The organism is Sphingopyxis sp. (assembly GCF_035565275.1).
Lineage (GTDB): Bacteria > Pseudomonadota > Alphaproteobacteria > Sphingomonadales > Sphingomonadaceae > Sphingopyxis.
In genome coordinates, this window is sequence record NZ_DATMST010000247.1 from 1 (window position 1) to 14,876 (window position 14,876).

Sequence of the window (14,876 nt, forward strand, 5' to 3'; positions counted from 1 at the left end):
GGCGTCGGCTTTCCTTGCCGCCGACCGGGTCGACCGGCTGCTGCTGTATCGCGCGCCGATCCTGATCGGCGTCGGCAAACCCGCGCTCGGCGACATCGGCCTCGCCGGTCTGGCTGACGCGCACGGCCGCTGGCGCCTCGCCGACAGCCGCCCGCTTGGCAGCGACCGGCTCGACGTCTACGAGCGCGTCAGAGAAGGATAACGCACCTTATGTTCACCGGCATCATCACCGACATCGGCATCATCCGCAGCCGCGAGGATCGCGGCGACACGCGGCTCGTCATCGACACCGCCTATGATGTGGACGGCATCGACATCGGCGCCTCGATCGCCTGCTCGGGCGCCTGCCTTACGGTCGTCGAAAAGGGTGTCGATACGGGCAGCAACGGACCGGCCGGCTGGTTCGCGATCGACGCCAGTGGCGAAACGCTCGCCCGCACCGCGCCGGGGATGTGGGATCAGGGGCGCCGGTTGAATCTCGAACGCGCGCTGAAAATCGGCGACGAGCTCGGAGGCCATATCGTCACTGGCCATGTCGACGACATCGGGCGAATTGTATCGGTGGAGCCGGTCGGCGACAGCATCGCCGTCACCGTCGCGGCGCCCGCGTCGCTCGCTGCGCATATCGCACCCAAGGGCTCGATCACCGTCGATGGCGTGTCGCTGACCGTGAACGAGGTCATCGACCAGCCGAATGGAGAGGCGTATTTCACGCTCAACATCATCCCGCATACGCAGGAGATGACGACGCTCGACGAAGCAGCGGCGGGCCGGCCGGTCAATCTCGAGATCGATATTCTCGCACGCTACCTCGCCCGGATGCAGGCGCGGGGCGCCTAACCTTCCATCCACCCCGCTGCGAGTTCGGGGTCGGCCGCCAGCATTGACCGCCGCATGGCGAGCCGCCCGATCCTGAGCAGTTCGGCCTTGCGCCGCGCGGGGGCGAGGTTGCAGCTCGCGGCTTCGCGCACGACCGCCGCGCCATAGCGGTCGGCGACGATGAGCCCGGACGTTTCGCGGCGGTAGCCCTCGGTCTCGAGAATCGCGGGGTCGAGCCCCGATGCGAGCGCCCAATAGAAGCGGTCGCACCACTCGCAATAGTCGGGCCATTTACCGTCGCCGTGCAGGTCAGCGCGACTGACCTTGATCTCGACGATCGTGATCTGCCCTTTGGCATCGATCGCGGTAAGGTCAGTGCGCCGCCCGTTGGGCAGCGGCACCTCGGGGATCGCGACCAGACCCGCCTGCGCGAACAGCCGGCATACGCCGCGCGCGACATCCGCGGCGGTGATCAGATCCGTCATCGCTTAGAATCCGTCCTCAGAACGGAACGTCGTCGTCCAGATCGTCGTCGAAGGGCGGACGCCCGCCACCGCTCGAACCGCCGCCAAAGCCGCCCGACGATCCGCCCGAGCTTCCGCCGCCACCCTGGTTCCAGCCGCCGCCTGAGCCACCGCCCGACGAACCGCCGCTCCACTCGTCACCGCCGCCGCCGCGCGAACCGCCGCCGCCCGGCGCGCCGTCAAGCATGGTCAGCGTGCCGCCCATGCCCGCGATCACGATCTCGGTCGTATATTTGTCGTTGCCGTCGCGGTCCTGCCATTTGCGGGTGCGCAGCGAGCCTTCGATATAAACCTTCGAGCCCTTTTTGAGGTAGCGCTCGACGACGCCGATCAGCCCTTCACCGTTGATCACGACCTGATGCCACTCGGTGCGCTCCTTGCGCTCGCCGGTCATCCGGTCCTTCCACTGCTCGGACGTCGCAATGCGGAGATTCGCGACCTTGCCGCCGTTCTGGAACGACTTGATTTCGGGATCGGCACCGAGATTGCCGATCAGAATTACCTTGTTGACGCTGCCAGCCATCCGCCGCTCCGCTCCGCTAAAAAGTTGGAAGGATCAGCCGAGTCCGAAGGCGACGGCCGTCCAATACGTGATACCAGCAGCGGCATAGGCGAGCAGGAACAAATAGCCAACCATGAACATCGGCCATTTCCATCCGTTGGTCTCGCGGCGGGTGATCGCAATCGTCGAAATGCACTGCGGCGCAAAAACGAACCAAGCGAGGAACGCGAGCGCGGTGGCGAGGCTCCATTTGCCTTGCAGCCGTTCGCCGAGCGACTGCGCCATCGCGTCTTCGTCGTCGCCCGCGTCGATGGCATTGGCTGTGGCCATCGCCGACACCGCGACCTCTCGCGCCGCCATCGCCGGGATCAGCGCGAGCGCGATATCATGGTTGAAACCGATCGGCTTGACGACCACCTCCAGCCCGCTCGCGATGCGGCCGGCGACGCTATATTCGACCTGGCTCTCGCCTTCGGGCGCCTGCGGAAAGGTGAGCAGCAGCCACAGCACGACCGTGGTCATCGCGATGATGGTGCCGGCGCGGCGCAGGAAGATCCACGCGCGCTGCCACAGGCCGAGCGCGATGTCGCGCAGTTGCGGCATCTGATAGCGCGGCATTTCCATCATGAAGCCCGCCGCGCTGCCCTTCGCGACGGTGCGGCGCAGGACATAGGCGACGACAAGTGCGCCGACGATGCCCGCGAGATAAAGTCCGAACAGCACCAGACCCTGCAGCCCGACCGGCGATCCCCCAACCGTCGTATTCGGAATGAAGGCGGCGATGATCAGCGCATAGACCGGCAGCCGCGCCGAACACGTCATCAGCGGCGCGATCAGGATCGTGGTCAGCCTGTCCTTTTCGTCGGGGATCGCGCGTGTCGCCATGATGCCGGGAACCGCGCAGGCGAAGCTCGACAGCAGCGGGATGAAGCCGCGCCCCGACAGCCCCACCTTGCCCATCAGCCCGTCCATCAGGAAGGCGGCGCGCGTCATGTAGCCCGACGCTTCCAGAAGCAGGATGAAGAGGAAGAGAATCAGAATCTGCGGCAGGAAGACGACGACCGCGCCGACGCCCGCGAGCAGCCCCTCGACCACCAGCCCGCGCAGGAAATTGTCGGGGAAGGTGGCGATCACCCATTGCTGCAGCACGCCGATCCCGCCTTCGAGGAAGTCGGCGGGCGCCTCGGCGGCGGCATAGACCGCCTGAAACATCACGAACATCAGCGCGAGCAAGATGGCGAGTCCAGCGATGGGGTGCAGCACCACATTGTCGACCCGCTGTGTCCAGCGGCGTACCGGCGTTTCACTGACGACCGCGGCGCGCGCGATCGTCCTGGCTCGCTGGTGCAGCGAGGCATCGTTCGCCTTGACGGGCCCGACGGCGGCGTGCGGCTCATGCGTCCGGATCGCGCCGTCGACGGCGGCGAGCAGGTCGGTCAGGCCGCGCTTGCGGACCGCAACCGTCGGCACGACCGGCACGCCCAGCTCTTTCGACAGGCGTTCGGCGTCGAGCGTCAGCCCGTCACGTTCGGCGAGGTCGACCATGTTGAGCGCGACCACAGTCGGCAGACCCAGCGAAAGCAGTTCGAGCGCGAAACACAGATGGTTGTCGAGATTCGCGGCATCGAGCACGACGATCATCGCGTCGGGACGCTTCTCGCCATCCTGTTTGCCGAGCACGACGTCGCGCGTCACCGCCTCGTCGAGGCTGGCGGGGGTCAGGCTGTATGTGCCGGGCAAGTCGATCAGCGAGATCGGGCGGCCATCGGCAAAGCTGGCGTGCCCCGCCTTCCGCTCGACCGTGACGCCGGGATAATTGGCGATCTTCTGCCTCGCGCCGGTCAATGCGTTGAACAGGCTCGACTTGCCGGCGTTCGGATTGCCGACGAGCGCGATCGAGGGAATGGCGCCGGTCATGCCGCCGGCTCCACTTCGATCGCCGCCGCCTGTCGCGCGCGGATGATCACCTTCATGCGACCGACGGTGAGCGCGAGCGGGTCGCGCGAAAAGATGCTGCCGCGATGCAGCGGCGTGACTTCGCACCCTTCCATCAGGCCGAATTCGCGCAAGCGCCGTCCCTCGTCGTCGGACATGGCATTCCAGTCGATACGGGCAATTCGCACCCGGGCGCCGAGCGGCGACTTGTCGAGCAAAGCAGTCATTTGCGAGCGATTATCAATAACGGCCGCTTCGCGCTAGTTCTTTATCGAAACCGATTACCGTCCCGGATAGCGCAGCCGCCCGACAAAGCGCGCGAGGCTCGGGCGCTCGATGCCGCGGGCCGCGCGACGATGCTTCCAGCTTTCGAAACGCATCACCTGATCGATACGGCGCGCGAGGAAAGCGCGCGTTTCGGCGAAGCCCTCGCTCTCGTCGTTCAAAAACACGGCCATCGTCGAGCCGTAGACCGCCGCGAGAATCGCGCGCTTGCTGTAGTGATTATAGTCGGTCGCGGTATCGCCCGCGAGCCGCCACATATGATCGGCGGCGCGCCAGCCGAGTCTGGCGGCATGCGGCGCGTTGGTCGGCAGCGCGAGAAGCGCGAGCGCGCGGCGCAGCGATTCGCGCTCGGGAGCGAGCAGATCAATGCGCGCCTCGACCAGTGCCGTGATGCGTTCGCGAATCTTGAGCGTCGCGAGCTTTTCGGCGGGCCAGCGCTGTTCCATCCGCCCATCGATGTCGGCGAACCATGCGTCGACCATGTCGCGCGCGCCGCCAGGGAAGGCAAGCCGTGCGACGTCGGGGTCGACGGCGGCCCGCTGCGCCGCATCTTCGAGCGCGGCGGCGCCAAAGCCGTCGAACGCGGCCGACGATGCAATCAGCGGCGCCAGCGCGGCGCGAATTTCGTCGAGGGTCGGGTCGGCGGGAAGGATGGAGGCCATGACGATCAGATAGGCTGCGCGCGGCGGCTCGGCAACCTAATCAGTACAAGCGCCGCACCGACCAGCATGCCACCGAGGATGTCGATGGGGCCAAGCTGTTCGCCGAATATCATCCAGCCCGCGGCGGCCGCGATCGCCGGCTGGATGAGCAGCGTGAGGCCGAGCACGAGCGGCGAAAAACGCGGCAGCGACCAGATCATCAGGCCCTGCCCGATGACCTGGCTCGTCATCGCCAATATGATCAGAGGGGTCCAGTTGTGCGGCATGATCGTCTCGCCGAGCGCGAGCGCGGTACCGAGCAGAACCGGCACACAGACGACCGATGCGATGCCGAGTGCGGTCCACGGCGCCATCGCGCCGCGCACGCGCTGCATCAATATGACGTAACAGGTATAGAAAAAGCCGGCGAGCAAGCTCAGCAAATCGCCGAGCAGATAATCGCTCGACATTTCGTAGCTTTGCCCCATCAGAAGCGCCGAGCCCGCGAACGCCAGCAGTACCGCGATGGCTTGCCAGCCGCGCGGCAGCGAGCGCGTGAGAAACACCCCCCACAAGATGAGGAGCAGGCTGGCGCAATTGCCGAACAATGTCGCGTTCGCGACCTTGGTGTGCAGGATGCCTATATGCCAGGTCGCGAGATCGATCGCGAAGAAGATGCCCGCCATGACGGCAATCCCCATCGCAGGGCGCGATGGCAGCTGCCCTCCGCTTTCGCGCCAACCGAACAGCAAGAGCAGCGGGAGCGCGAGCAATATGCGCCAGAAGGCCGACGCGGTCGGCCCGGTGTCGGCGAGCCGCACCAGCGTCGCGCCGAGCGACAGCGCGATATTCCCCGCGAGCAGCGCTGCGAAGGCCCAACGGCCGGTACCCGTCGGGGCGGCTCGCGCGTCGTCGATGCCTTCCTTCTTCGCCGTCATTTAGATTTTCTTTTGCTACTCACCATTGCCTTGGCGCCGGGGCGTCCATAGCTTCGCGGGCCATAGCGGCGACCATCGGGGCCGCCACCAAAAAATGAAACGCAAAAAACGAGGCGTGGAGGAAATATGGCCGCATCACTGTTCGATCCGATTTCACTGGGTGCCATCGCGGCGCCCAACCGCATTATCATGGCGCCGCTGACCCGCGGCCGGGCCGGCCCGGGTTTCGTGCCAAACGAGCTCGCGCGCGACTATTATCGCCAGCGCGCCTCGGCGGGGCTTATTATCTCCGAAGCGACAGGCATTTCGCAGGAAGGTCTCGGCTGGCCGAACGCACCGGGGCTGTGGACCGATGCGCAGGTCGAAGGCTGGAAGCCGGTAACCGAAGCGGTGCATACCGCAGGCGGTCGCATCGTCGCACAGCTCTGGCACATGGGCCGCATCGTCCATTCGGTGTTCAACGATGGCAAGCCTCCGGTTTCGGCTTCGGCGACGCAGGCGCCCGGCAAGGCACACACGCCGGTCGGCCGCTTCGAATATGAGGTCGCACGTCCGCTCGAGCCCGGCGAAATCCCACGCGTCATTGCCGATTATGTCAAAGCCGCTGAAAATGCGAAGCGTGCCGGTTTCGACGGCGTTCAACTGCACGCCGCCAACGGCTATCTGATCGACCAGTTCCTGCGCGACAACAGCAATCTGCGCGACGACGATTATGGCGGTTCGGTCGAAAATCGCATCCGCCTGCTCCGCGAGGTAAGCGAGGCCCTGATCGGCGTCTGGGGCAAGGATCGCGTCGCAGTACGCCTGTCGCCCAATGGCGAGACGCAGGGTGTCGACGACAGCGCGCCCGAAAAGCTGTTCCCTGCCGCCGCGGCCGCGCTCGACACGCTCGGCATCGCCTTCCTCGAACTGCGCGAACCCGGGCCCGGAGGAACCTTCGGGCGAACCGATGTGCCGAAGCAGTCGCCCGCAATCCGCCGAGCCTTCAAGGGCCCGCTGATCCTCAATAGCGACTATGATGTTGCGCTCGCCGAGGAAGCGCTTGCGAGCGGCGCGGCCGACGCGATCGCCTTTGGCCGTCCGTTCATCGGCAACCCCGATCTGGTCGGACGCATCCGGAGCGGGGCCGAATGGGCGGCCGACAATCCGCAGACCTGGTATTCGCCGGGGCGCGAAGGCTATACCGACTATCCGGCGCTGGTGACGGCGTAACGCGCTGGCCGATCCTCCCCATGGGTGCCATGGGGGGGGCCGCTATCCCTTTTCCGCGAGCGCCTTGTCGATGAGGCCGGCGCCGATGGGGCCAAGAACCTTGGCGCCGAAACGGAAGAGCAGAAAGGCGGCCGCGAACAGCAGCACCGGCGCAAGGAAAAGTGCGACAATCGCCGCGACCATTACGACGACAAACAGGGTGGCAAAGCCGCTGCTGAGCACCTGCTGGCCCTTGACCCCCAGCTCTATCGTGCGCGGCCCCTTGCTATCCCACCATTTGCCGGTGACGATCTTCCTGCGCGTACCGCCGGCTTGCGGTGCCGGGCGGCCCACAGCCCGAGCGGGGGCCGGATCGGATGTCAGCGCCGGCCTGCCACCCGATCGCGAGCTCCACGGCCTTTTGTTGCGTTCGGCGATCGCGGCCGCCAAGCGGTCCTTCCCGCTGCCGGACGCTGCCACAGCAACCACGGGTGCCTGCTGCACCGGCGCCGGGTCGGCGTTCGGTCCCGATTCGGCGCGCGTAGCAGGCAACATATCGGGGGGGCCCGCCCGGCCCGCCCGCGCGGGCCGGATCGGTTCGACGCCCAGTTTCCGATCGTGAAGGTCCATGCGCTCGGCCGCGCTCAGCGGCGTCTGGCCGGTTTCCCTGTCGATCACCACCAGTCGCCCGCCGCGTTCGACGACGGAAAAGCGGCTGGGAGGCGGACGATCAACCAATACCGAACTGCTCCTTGAGGGCCAGCATTGCGAGCGCGGCCTTTGCCGCTTCGCCGCCCTTATCCTTGCGCGTCTTGTCGGCGCGCGCAAGCGCCTGTTCTTCATTCTCTACGGTAAGGATGCCGTTGCCGATCGCGAGACCGTCAAGCGTCAGCGCCATGATCCCGCGCGCGCTTTCGTTCGACACCACCTCGAAATGATAGGTCTCGCCGCGGATCACGACGCCCAATGCGACATAGGCGTCGTACCGCCCGCTGTCGGCGGCGAGCGAGATCGCCGCGGGCACCTCCAATGCGCCGGGAACGGTCACCGTGTCGTGGCTATGGCCTTCGGCTTCGAGCGCGCTGCGCACACCATCCAGCAGCATGTCGTTGAGATGCGAATAGAAGCGGGCTTCGACGATCAGGACATGTGCCATTATGCGGCTTCTCCGGGAATGGGGCGTTCGCCGACGACCGACAGGCCATAGCCTTCGAGACCGACGATATTGCTGTGGGTGGGTGTGAGCAGTTCCATCGCATGGACGCCAAGATCGGCAAGAATCTGCGCGCCGATGCCATAGGTACGCAGGTCCATGCCACCGTTCGCGGGCGGGATCGCGTCGGCATCGGCCGATCCTGGCAGCGGACGCATCAGCATCACGATCACGCCGGCGCCCGCCTCGCCGATCGCATCCATCGACCGCTGCAGGCGGCGCTTCTTCGGTCCCGGCCGGCCCATGATGTCGTCGAAGATCGACACGGCGTGCATGCGCACCAGCGTGACGCCCTCGGGATCGACGGGACCTTTCTGAAGCACCAGGTTGACCGTGCCGTCGATCTTGTTGCGATAGGATTTCAGCCGCCAGTCGCCGCCATAATCCGATTCGAACGGATCGTCGGACACGCATTCGACCAAGCGGTCGCTGCGGTTGCGATAGGCGATCAGGTCGGCGATCGTGCCGATCTTCAACCCGTGGCGCCGCGCAAAGGGGACGAGGTCGTCAAGCCGCGCCATCGTGCCGTCGTCGTTCATGATCTCACAGATCACGCCCGAGGGATTGAGCCCCGCGAGCCGGGCGATATCGACCGACGCCTCGGTATGGCCGGCGCGCACCAGCACGCCGCCGTCGCGCGCAATCAACGGAAAGATATGACCGGGGGTGACGATGTCGTCGCGGGTCTTGCCGGCGTCGATCGCGACCGCGACGGTGCGCGCGCGATCGCCCGCCGAAATGCCCGTGGTCACGCCTTCGCGCGCCTCGATCGAGGTGGTGAAGGCGGTTTCGTGCCGCGTCCCGTTCTGGCGGCTCATCAATTCGAGCCCCAGCGTATCGACGCGTGTCTTCGTGAGCGTCAGGCAGATCAGGCCGCGACCGTGGGTCGCCATGAAGTTGATCGCGTCGGGAGTCGCCATCTGCGCCGGAATGACGAGGTCGCCTTCATTTTCGCGGTCCTCGTCGTCGACAAGGATGAACATGCGGCCGTTGCGTGCCTCGGCGATGATTTCCTCGGGGCTGGCCATCGGCGACAGGTCGCTGCCGGTCGCGAGCCAGTTCTCGAGCTTGCGCAGGGTGTCGGCGGTCGGGTTCCAGCCGGGCGAATCGAGATCGCGCAGGCTGTTGGCATGGAGACCCGCCGCGCGGGCGAGGCCCGAGCGTGACATGGTGCCGTCGGTGACGATGGCGCGGATACGATCGATGAGTTGTGGTGACATGACACGCATGTCTCACACTATAATGTGATCGTCAATGCAATTATCACATCTCGATGATCAATTGGGCCCGATGCTCGGTCCGAATTCGCGCGTCGGCGCGTCAGCCTTGGTATCGAGAATCGCGACGATCTGACCTGTCCGGTCATCGCGTTTGGCATAGTCACGCGCCGACATGCCGGCGACATGGTCAGCCTTGTCGGGATTGGCGCCGCTACGAACGAGCAGACGAACCATCGCGATGTTCTTCGACTGAACCGCGAGGATCAGGGCGGTTTCGCCGCGCCGGTTGACCTGGTCGACGGGCGCCTTGCCATCGAGCAATGTCTGCGCGCCGTCGGCGAAATTGAGCAGCGCCGCGTGCATCAACGGGGTTACGCCCTGCCGGTCGGCGATCGACGGATCGGCATCCTTGCTGAGCAGGAAACGAACCCAGGTGATATCGCGACGCTTGGTGACGATGGCGAGCGCGGTTTCGCCATTATCGGGATGCCGCGTGTTGATCAGCGACGGATCGCCCTTCAGCGCGTCAGTCGCCTTGTTCCCGTCGCGGCTGTCGACCGCCTGCAGAAAGGCGTAGCCGCCGCGGAACTGGGCCTGCGCGGGCGCGTGGACGAGACCGAGCGCCGCTGACAGGACCAGAAGGAAAGAAGCGAGGCGAAATTCCACGCGTCGGAACATGATCGGGCGACCCCTGGGGCAATTTGTCCGCCGCTCGCGCAACGACAATGGTTGATTTTCGGCGGCCAGCCGACCAAGGCTGGCCGCATGATGAATATCGCAGATATGGGACAAAAGCTTGTCCGCGCAAGCCTGATCCTCGCTTTTGGTGCGGCGCTGGCCGGATGCAACGGCGCCGCGGACTCCGCTCCCGCAAAACCGCCGCTCGAAGGCGCGCGAATCGGCGGCGCCTTCACGCTCACCGATCAGAGCGGCAAGACCGTCCGCGATACCGATTTCGCGGGCAAATATCGCCTCGTCTATTTCGGTTACAGCTTCTGCCCCGACATCTGCCCGGTCGATCTGCAAAAGCTGATGCGCGGTCTGTCGCAGTTCGAAAAGAACGACGCGGCGCGCGGCGCGAAGATCGCCCCGATCTTCATCACCGTCGATCCCGCGCGCGACACGCCCGAAGCGCTGAAGCCCTTCGTCGCGCGATATCATCCGCGCCTGCTCGGCCTAACCGGCACCCCCGAACAGATCGCCGCGGTGGCGAAGGCCTATGTCGTCACCTACAACAAGGTGCCCGGCTCGGCGCCCGACCGCTATCTGATGGCGCACAGCCAGCTTGCTTTCCTGATGGATCCCGAAGGCAAGCCGCTCGCGCTGCTTCCGCTCGACGATCCGTCGACCGATCCCGACGAGGGCGCGCCGGACAAGGTCGCCGCCGAACTGGCGAAATGGGTGAAGTGATGGCGGCGGGGGCGACATCGGAGCGCCCCTTCTGGGAAGCGCCGCTCGCCAGCCTCGACGCCGGCCAGTGGGAAGCCCTGTGCGACGGGTGCGGAAAATGCTGTCTTCACAAGCTGGAGGATGAGGATACCGGCCGCATCTATCCGACCAATGTCGCGTGCCGGCTGCTCGACCTCGAAACCGCGCGCTGCGGCGACTATAAGCACCGCCGCCGCCATGTCCCCGACTGCCTGACGCTGACGAAAGCGAAGGTCGCCGATATAGAGTGGTTGCCGCAGACCTGCGCCTATCGCCTGCGCGCCGAGGGCGAACCCTTACCCGAATGGCACTATCTGGTTTGCGGGGACCGGACCGCGGTGCATCGCGCCGGCGAATCGATCGTCGGCTGGACGGTTGGCGAGGAGGTCGCCGGGCCGCTCGAGAATCATCTTGTCGAACGCATCGTCTGACTTCGCGCCCGACGGCCCGCACATCCGGGTCGGCGATGACGCCTGGCCGGTGCGCGTCGTGCGCCATGCTCAATCGCGCCGTTACCGCCTCGTTTTCGATGCCGCGCGCGGCGAGCTCCGGCTGACGGTCCCGCGCCGCGCCAGCGAGCGCGCCGCGCTCAAATGGGCGGGCGAGCAACAGGCGTGGCTGGTCGAACAGGTCGGCAAGGCGTTGCTGCCGGTACTTGTCGGCCCGGGGGCGTCGGTACCGTTCCGCGGCATCGATTTTCGGATCGACTGGGCGCCCACGGCGCCGCGCGCGATCCGCCTCGATGACGATAGCCTAAGCGTCGGCGGCCCGCCGGAAACCGTGGGGCGCCGCATCGAACGCTGGCTGAAGGGGCAGGCGCTCGACCTGGTGGAGCGCGAGAGCCGCGAAATCGCGGCGGCGGCGGGCCTGTCCGTCGGCCGGGTCGGGGTTGGTGACCCGCGCAGCCGCTGGGGCAGTTGCACGCATGATGGCGATCTTCGCTACAGCTGGCGGCTGGTGATGGCGCCCGATCATGTTCGCCGCGCGACGGTGGCGCACGAGGTCGCGCATTTGCGGCATATGGACCATGGCCCCGCCTTTCACGCGCTGGTCGACGAGTTGCACGATGGTGACGTCGCCGCAGCGCGTGGCTGGCTGCGCCGCGAAGGACGCGGGCTCCACCGTTATCGCTTCGCCTGAGCTTGACGGATTGCCGGGCGGTCCGAAATGGAACCGGCAGGCTCCCGCCTCCGCGAAGAACCTTTTCAGATCAGCGGAAATTTATTCCGCCATCAGTAAATGCCCTCGCCGGGGCGCGGCGGCGTATTCTTCGTGGCAGGCGGGGGAGCCTTCGGCGTCGGCGCCACGCCGGTCTTGGGTGTGCTGCCGTTGGTGGGGGGCGGCCGGCGGCCGGTCTGTTCCTCGATCCATTGCTGGTTCAGTACCGGACCATCCTCCTGCTGCTGCTGCGGCGGCGGCGCGTCGGCGTCGGGGACCGGCGCGGGTGCAGGCAGCTCGATCGGCATGCCATTCTCGTCAACCAGCCCGCCTTCGCCCGGCTCGCCCATATAGGCTTCGCCCTCATCCTCGAGTTGCCATTCGGGCAGCACGACCTGGGTGTCGAACTGCTCAACGGGCCGGCGCGCGACCGCGACGCGCATATAGTCGGCAAAGGCCTTTGCCGGCGCGCGGCCACCCTGCAGACCTCCGACCGGCTTGGCATCGTCGCGGCCCATCCAGACGCCCGTGGTGATTCCGCTGGAAAAGCCGAGGAACCAGCCGTCCTTGTTGCTCGATGTCGTCCCCGTCTTGCCCGCGACCGGGCGGCCGATCTGCGCCGCCTTGCCGGTGCCGGTGTTGACCGCGGTCTGGAGCAGGTCGGTGATCCCCGCGGCGACCCAATGGTCGACGAGCGTCTGCCCGCGCTCGGCGGGGCGCTGATAGAGCAGCCCGCCGCTCGCCGTCGTCACCTTGGTGATGCCATAGGGCTGGACCGACACGCCGCCACGCGAGACCGCAGCAAAGGCGGCAGTCATGTCGATTACGCGGACCTCGGCGCTGCCCAGCACCATCGACGGATGGGTGTTGACCGGCGTCGTGATCCCGAACCGGCGCGCCATGTTGGCGACAGAGGAAAAGCCGACTTCGTCGCCCAGCTTCGCCGCGACGGTATTGACCGAATAGGCAAAGGCGCTGCGCAGATCCATCGTGCCGGAGAAGCGTCCCGACGAGTTACGCGGGCTCCAGCCGTTGATCGTCACCGGTTCGTCGACGACCGCGTCATTCACCTTATATCCTGCCTCGAGCGCGGCCATATAGACGAACAATTTCCACGCCGATCCCGGCTGGCGCAGCGCTTGTGTCGCGCGGTTATAATTGGAAGCGACATAGTCTGTGCCGCCGACCATCGCGCGCACCGCGCCGTCGCGGTCGAGCGACACAAGCGCGCCCTGCACCCCGCGCGGGGTGTTCGCCTGGATCGACGCAGTCGCGGCGCGCTGCATGCCAAGATCGATCGTGGTGTAGACGTCGAGCGCCTCGCTACCCTCGTCGATCAGCATGTCGAGCTGCGGCAGCGCCCAATCGCTGAAATAGCGCGCGCTGTTCTGTCCGGTTTCCTTGGCGAGCTGGACATTGGCGGGCTCGGCGCTGTCGGCCTGCGCCTGCGTGATGACCCCGGCATCGACCATCACGCTCAGCACCACACCGGCGCGGCCCAATGCGGCCTGTGCATCGGCGGTGGGCGAATAGCGCGATGGGGCTTTCACCAGTCCCGCGACCACGGCGGCTTCGGATAGCGACATTTCGGTCGCGCTATGGCCGAAGAAACTGTTCGACGCGGCGTCGATGCCATAGCTGCCGCCGCCGAAATATACCTTGTTCAGGTAAAGCTCGAGGATCTGGTCCTTCGAGAATTTCCATTCGAGCGCGAGCGCGAGGATCATCTCGCGCGCCTTGCGCTTGAAATCATAGCTGTTCGACAGAAAGATATTGCGGGCGAGCTGCTGCGTGATCGTCGATGCGCCCTGCAGGCGCCGCCCGCTGCCGCGGTTCTGGACCGCCACGATCGCGGCGCGCGCCATCCCGACGGGGTCGAGCCCGGGGTGATAGCGAAAGCGCCGGTCCTCGACCGCGACCATCGCGTCCTGCATTACCTGCGGCGTTTCGCGCAGACTCAGCCAGCGGCCGTAATTGGGGCCGAGCGACAGGAAGACAGTGCCGTCGGCGGCGCGAACGCGGATCGTCTGCCCCGCCGGCGATTTCTTGAGCTCCTCGAAGCTGGGCATTCGCTGCACCGCGATCCCGACTGCGACCGCAAGCGCGACAAGGCCGACGACTGCAAGGCCAAGCCCCCAGCGGACGGCCCGGCCGAGCCACAGCCGCCAGCGCGGCGACCCGCCGCCGGGCGTGCTGTTGCGTTTGCTGGACGATGACGATTTATTCGACGAAGCTTGCTGTCTTTCGCGGCGCAAAGCCCGTTTTCCTTCCCTCACTGCGCCCCTGATGCGTCAGTCGGCGCAGCTGGGTTCAGCCGTTGCCGGTCTGCGCCTCATCCTGCCCGCGCCCTTCGAAGTCAAGCGCCGCGCTGTTGATGCAATAACGCAGACCCGTCGGTCCGGGGCCGTCGGGGAAGACGTGCCCAAGGTGGCCTTCGCACTTCGCGCAGCGCACTTCGGTGCGGACCATGCCGTGGCTGGTGTCGCGCAGTTCGCTGACCGCGGTGTCGCCGGCGGGCGCGGTATAGCTCGGCCAGCCCGACCCGCTGTCATATTTGGTTCGGCTGTCGAATAGCGGTTCACCGCACCCGGCGCAGCGATAGACGCCGTCGCCCTTGTGGTCGGTGTATTTGCCCGTGAACGCCCGCTCGGTGCCGCCTTCGCGCAGCACATGGTGCGCCATCGGGTCCAGCTGCTTGTCGAGCGTCTTTTCGGTCTTCGGATCGGTCATGACTGCCTCCTACGGATGGGCCGGTTTCCGGCGCATCGCTGCTGGTCATAATATCGGCCCGGCGGCGCATCGCTGCAAGGGGGCGGCGATCAGCCGGGGTGGATCCGCGTCGCGCGCGACATCATGCGAACCAGCGGCGGGAAAAGCGATGCCATCCCCGTCATGACTCCTGCCGTGCGGGGGGTCTCACCCGCGCGCCATATCGCGTTCGCGATAGCGAAAGGGCGCGTCATCCGCCCCGCGAGCCTGTGCTGGAAAGCCGGCGCGGCACCCGCGCCGCCGCGACGCCACG

At 66.3% G+C, this 14,876-nt stretch carries 18 protein-coding genes and 1 pseudogene; 6 read left to right on the forward strand and 13 right to left on the reverse strand.

Annotated elements, in window-relative coordinates:
* Positions 1-202: pseudogene (locus tag VN047_RS16925) on the forward strand (riboflavin biosynthesis protein RibD); the annotation flags it as partial.
* Between the two features lie 8 nt (positions 203-210).
* Positions 211-840 carry a riboflavin synthase gene (locus VN047_RS16930; RefSeq protein ID WP_325544706.1) on the forward strand — a complete coding sequence of 210 codons (630 nt, stop codon included), beginning with the start codon at positions 211-213 and terminating at the stop codon, positions 838-840.
* Here VN047_RS16930 and VN047_RS16935 read toward each other — a convergent pair.
* From VN047_RS16935 to VN047_RS16960, 6 genes are read right to left on the reverse strand one after another with little or no spacing between them, the layout of a single operon-like run.
* Entirely contained in the window at positions 837-1,304 is a 468-nt protein-coding gene (locus tag VN047_RS16935) for an MmcB family DNA repair protein (protein ID WP_325544708.1), read from the reverse strand. The genes VN047_RS16930 and VN047_RS16935 overlap by 4 nt on opposite strands.
* 16 nt (positions 1,305-1,320) lie before the next feature.
* Complete coding sequence (ssb, locus tag VN047_RS16940; RefSeq protein WP_325544710.1) at positions 1,321-1,866, reverse strand: single-stranded DNA-binding protein; 546 nt, start codon at positions 1,864-1,866, stop codon at positions 1,321-1,323.
* Positions 1,867-1,899: 33 nt separating this feature from the next.
* A complete protein-coding gene (gene feoB, locus VN047_RS16945; protein WP_325544712.1) occupies positions 1,900-3,762 on the reverse strand; it encodes a ferrous iron transporter B in 1,863 nt (620 codons plus the stop codon).
* The gene (locus VN047_RS16950) at positions 3,759-4,007 is read right to left on the reverse strand and encodes a FeoA family protein (protein ID WP_325544714.1); all 249 of its coding nucleotides are present in this window, start codon (positions 4,005-4,007) and stop codon (positions 3,759-3,761) included. The genes feoB and VN047_RS16950 overlap by 4 nt, the downstream gene beginning before the upstream one ends.
* Before the next feature lie 54 nt (positions 4,008-4,061).
* Positions 4,062-4,727, reverse strand: a complete 666-nt coding sequence (locus VN047_RS16955; RefSeq protein WP_325544716.1) for a COQ9 family protein — start codon at positions 4,725-4,727, stop codon at positions 4,062-4,064.
* A gap of 5 nt (positions 4,728-4,732) precedes the next feature.
* Positions 4,733-5,644, reverse strand: a complete 912-nt coding sequence (locus VN047_RS16960; RefSeq protein ID WP_325544718.1) for a DMT family transporter — start codon at positions 5,642-5,644, stop codon at positions 4,733-4,735.
* Positions 5,645-5,770: 126 nt separating this feature from the next.
* On the opposite strand from VN047_RS16960, the gene VN047_RS16965 reads away from it, so the two are divergent.
* Positions 5,771-6,856 (forward strand): alkene reductase, encoded by a 1,086-nt coding sequence (locus tag VN047_RS16965; protein WP_325544720.1) that lies wholly within the window; start codon positions 5,771-5,773, stop codon positions 6,854-6,856.
* Between the two features lie 42 nt (positions 6,857-6,898).
* On the opposite strand, the gene VN047_RS16970 is transcribed toward VN047_RS16965, so the two are convergent.
* Genes VN047_RS16970 through VN047_RS16985 form a run of 4 tightly spaced genes read right to left on the reverse strand, consistent with a single transcriptional unit; the run spans position 6,899 to position 9,946 of the window.
* Positions 6,899-7,573 carry a hypothetical protein gene (locus tag VN047_RS16970; RefSeq protein ID WP_325544722.1) on the reverse strand — a complete coding sequence of 225 codons (675 nt, stop codon included), beginning with the start codon at positions 7,571-7,573 and terminating at the stop codon, positions 6,899-6,901.
* Positions 7,566-7,991, reverse strand: a complete 426-nt coding sequence (gene ribH / locus VN047_RS16975; RefSeq protein ID WP_093509947.1) for a 6,7-dimethyl-8-ribityllumazine synthase — start codon at positions 7,989-7,991, stop codon at positions 7,566-7,568. The genes VN047_RS16970 and ribH overlap by 8 nt, the downstream gene beginning before the upstream one ends.
* Entirely contained in the window at positions 7,991-9,268 is a 1,278-nt protein-coding gene (gene ribB, locus VN047_RS16980; RefSeq protein ID WP_325544725.1) for a 3,4-dihydroxy-2-butanone-4-phosphate synthase, read from the reverse strand. Before ribB ends, ribH begins: the two co-directional genes overlap by 1 nt.
* Before the next feature lie 57 nt (positions 9,269-9,325).
* On the reverse strand, positions 9,326-9,946 hold the full coding sequence (locus tag VN047_RS16985) for an ankyrin repeat domain-containing protein (protein ID WP_325544727.1): 621 nt from the start codon (positions 9,944-9,946) through the stop codon (positions 9,326-9,328).
* 87 nt (positions 9,947-10,033) lie between these two features.
* Between VN047_RS16985 and VN047_RS16990 the strand changes: the two genes are divergently transcribed.
* The 3 genes from VN047_RS16990 to VN047_RS17000 are packed head-to-tail and all read left to right on the forward strand — an operon-like array spanning position 10,034 to position 11,836.
* On the forward strand, positions 10,034-10,678 hold the full coding sequence (locus VN047_RS16990; protein ID WP_325544729.1) for an SCO family protein: 645 nt from the start codon (positions 10,034-10,036) through the stop codon (positions 10,676-10,678).
* The gene (locus VN047_RS16995; RefSeq protein ID WP_325544731.1) at positions 10,678-11,127 is read left to right on the forward strand and encodes a YcgN family cysteine cluster protein; all 450 of its coding nucleotides are present in this window, start codon (positions 10,678-10,680) and stop codon (positions 11,125-11,127) included. Before VN047_RS16990 ends, VN047_RS16995 begins: the two co-directional genes overlap by 1 nt.
* Entirely contained in the window at positions 11,108-11,836 is a 729-nt protein-coding gene (locus VN047_RS17000; protein ID WP_325544733.1) for a SprT family zinc-dependent metalloprotease, read from the forward strand. The genes VN047_RS16995 and VN047_RS17000 overlap by 20 nt, the downstream gene beginning before the upstream one ends.
* 92 nt (positions 11,837-11,928) lie before the next feature.
* Here VN047_RS17000 and VN047_RS17005 read toward each other — a convergent pair whose 3' ends face one another.
* The 3 genes from VN047_RS17005 to VN047_RS17015 all read right to left on the reverse strand — a co-directional run.
* The gene (locus VN047_RS17005) at positions 11,929-14,109 is read right to left on the reverse strand and encodes a transglycosylase domain-containing protein (RefSeq protein WP_414712728.1); all 2,181 of its coding nucleotides are present in this window, start codon (positions 14,107-14,109) and stop codon (positions 11,929-11,931) included.
* 55 nt (positions 14,110-14,164) lie between these two features.
* Positions 14,165-14,584: a peptide-methionine (R)-S-oxide reductase MsrB gene (msrB, locus tag VN047_RS17010; protein ID WP_325544735.1), complete on the reverse strand. Its 420-nt coding sequence runs from the start codon at positions 14,582-14,584 to the stop codon at positions 14,165-14,167.
* Positions 14,585-14,673: 89 nt separating this feature from the next.
* Positions 14,674-14,876: hypothetical protein (locus VN047_RS17015; RefSeq protein ID WP_325544737.1), on the reverse strand; the 203-nt coding region annotated here is incomplete at its 5' end.

What these genes read in the sequence shown, in the direction of transcription:
- VN047_RS16930 (WP_325544706.1), top strand. Translation starts at nt 211, where the DNA reads ATGTTCACCGGCATCATCACCGACATCGGCATCATCCGCAGCCGCGAG.
- VN047_RS16935 (WP_325544708.1), bottom strand. Translation starts at nt 1,304, where the DNA reads ATGACGGATCTGATCACCGCCGCGGATGTCGCGCGCGGCGTATGCCGG.
- ssb (WP_325544710.1), bottom strand. Translation starts at nt 1,866, where the DNA reads ATGGCTGGCAGCGTCAACAAGGTAATTCTGATCGGCAATCTCGGTGCC.
- feoB (WP_325544712.1), bottom strand. Translation starts at nt 3,762, where the DNA reads ATGACCGGCGCCATTCCCTCGATCGCGCTCGTCGGCAATCCGAACGCC.
- VN047_RS16950 (WP_325544714.1), bottom strand. Translation starts at nt 4,007, where the DNA reads ATGACTGCTTTGCTCGACAAGTCGCCGCTCGGCGCCCGGGTGCGAATT.
- VN047_RS16955 (WP_325544716.1), bottom strand. Translation starts at nt 4,727, where the DNA reads ATGGCCTCCATCCTTCCCGCCGACCCGACCCTCGACGAAATTCGCGCC.
- VN047_RS16960 (WP_325544718.1), bottom strand. Translation starts at nt 5,644, where the DNA reads ATGACGGCGAAGAAGGAAGGCATCGACGACGCGCGAGCCGCCCCGACG.
- VN047_RS16965 (WP_325544720.1), top strand. Translation starts at nt 5,771, where the DNA reads ATGGCCGCATCACTGTTCGATCCGATTTCACTGGGTGCCATCGCGGCG.
- ribH (WP_093509947.1), bottom strand. Translation starts at nt 7,991, where the DNA reads ATGGCACATGTCCTGATCGTCGAAGCCCGCTTCTATTCGCATCTCAAC.
- ribB (WP_325544725.1), bottom strand. Translation starts at nt 9,268, where the DNA reads ATGTCACCACAACTCATCGATCGTATCCGCGCCATCGTCACCGACGGC.
- VN047_RS16985 (WP_325544727.1), bottom strand. Translation starts at nt 9,946, where the DNA reads ATGTTCCGACGCGTGGAATTTCGCCTCGCTTCTTTCCTTCTGGTCCTG.
- VN047_RS16990 (WP_325544729.1), top strand. Translation starts at nt 10,034, where the DNA reads ATGATGAATATCGCAGATATGGGACAAAAGCTTGTCCGCGCAAGCCTG.
- VN047_RS16995 (WP_325544731.1), top strand. Translation starts at nt 10,678, where the DNA reads ATGGCGGCGGGGGCGACATCGGAGCGCCCCTTCTGGGAAGCGCCGCTC.
- msrB (WP_325544735.1), bottom strand. Translation starts at nt 14,584, where the DNA reads ATGACCGATCCGAAGACCGAAAAGACGCTCGACAAGCAGCTGGACCCG.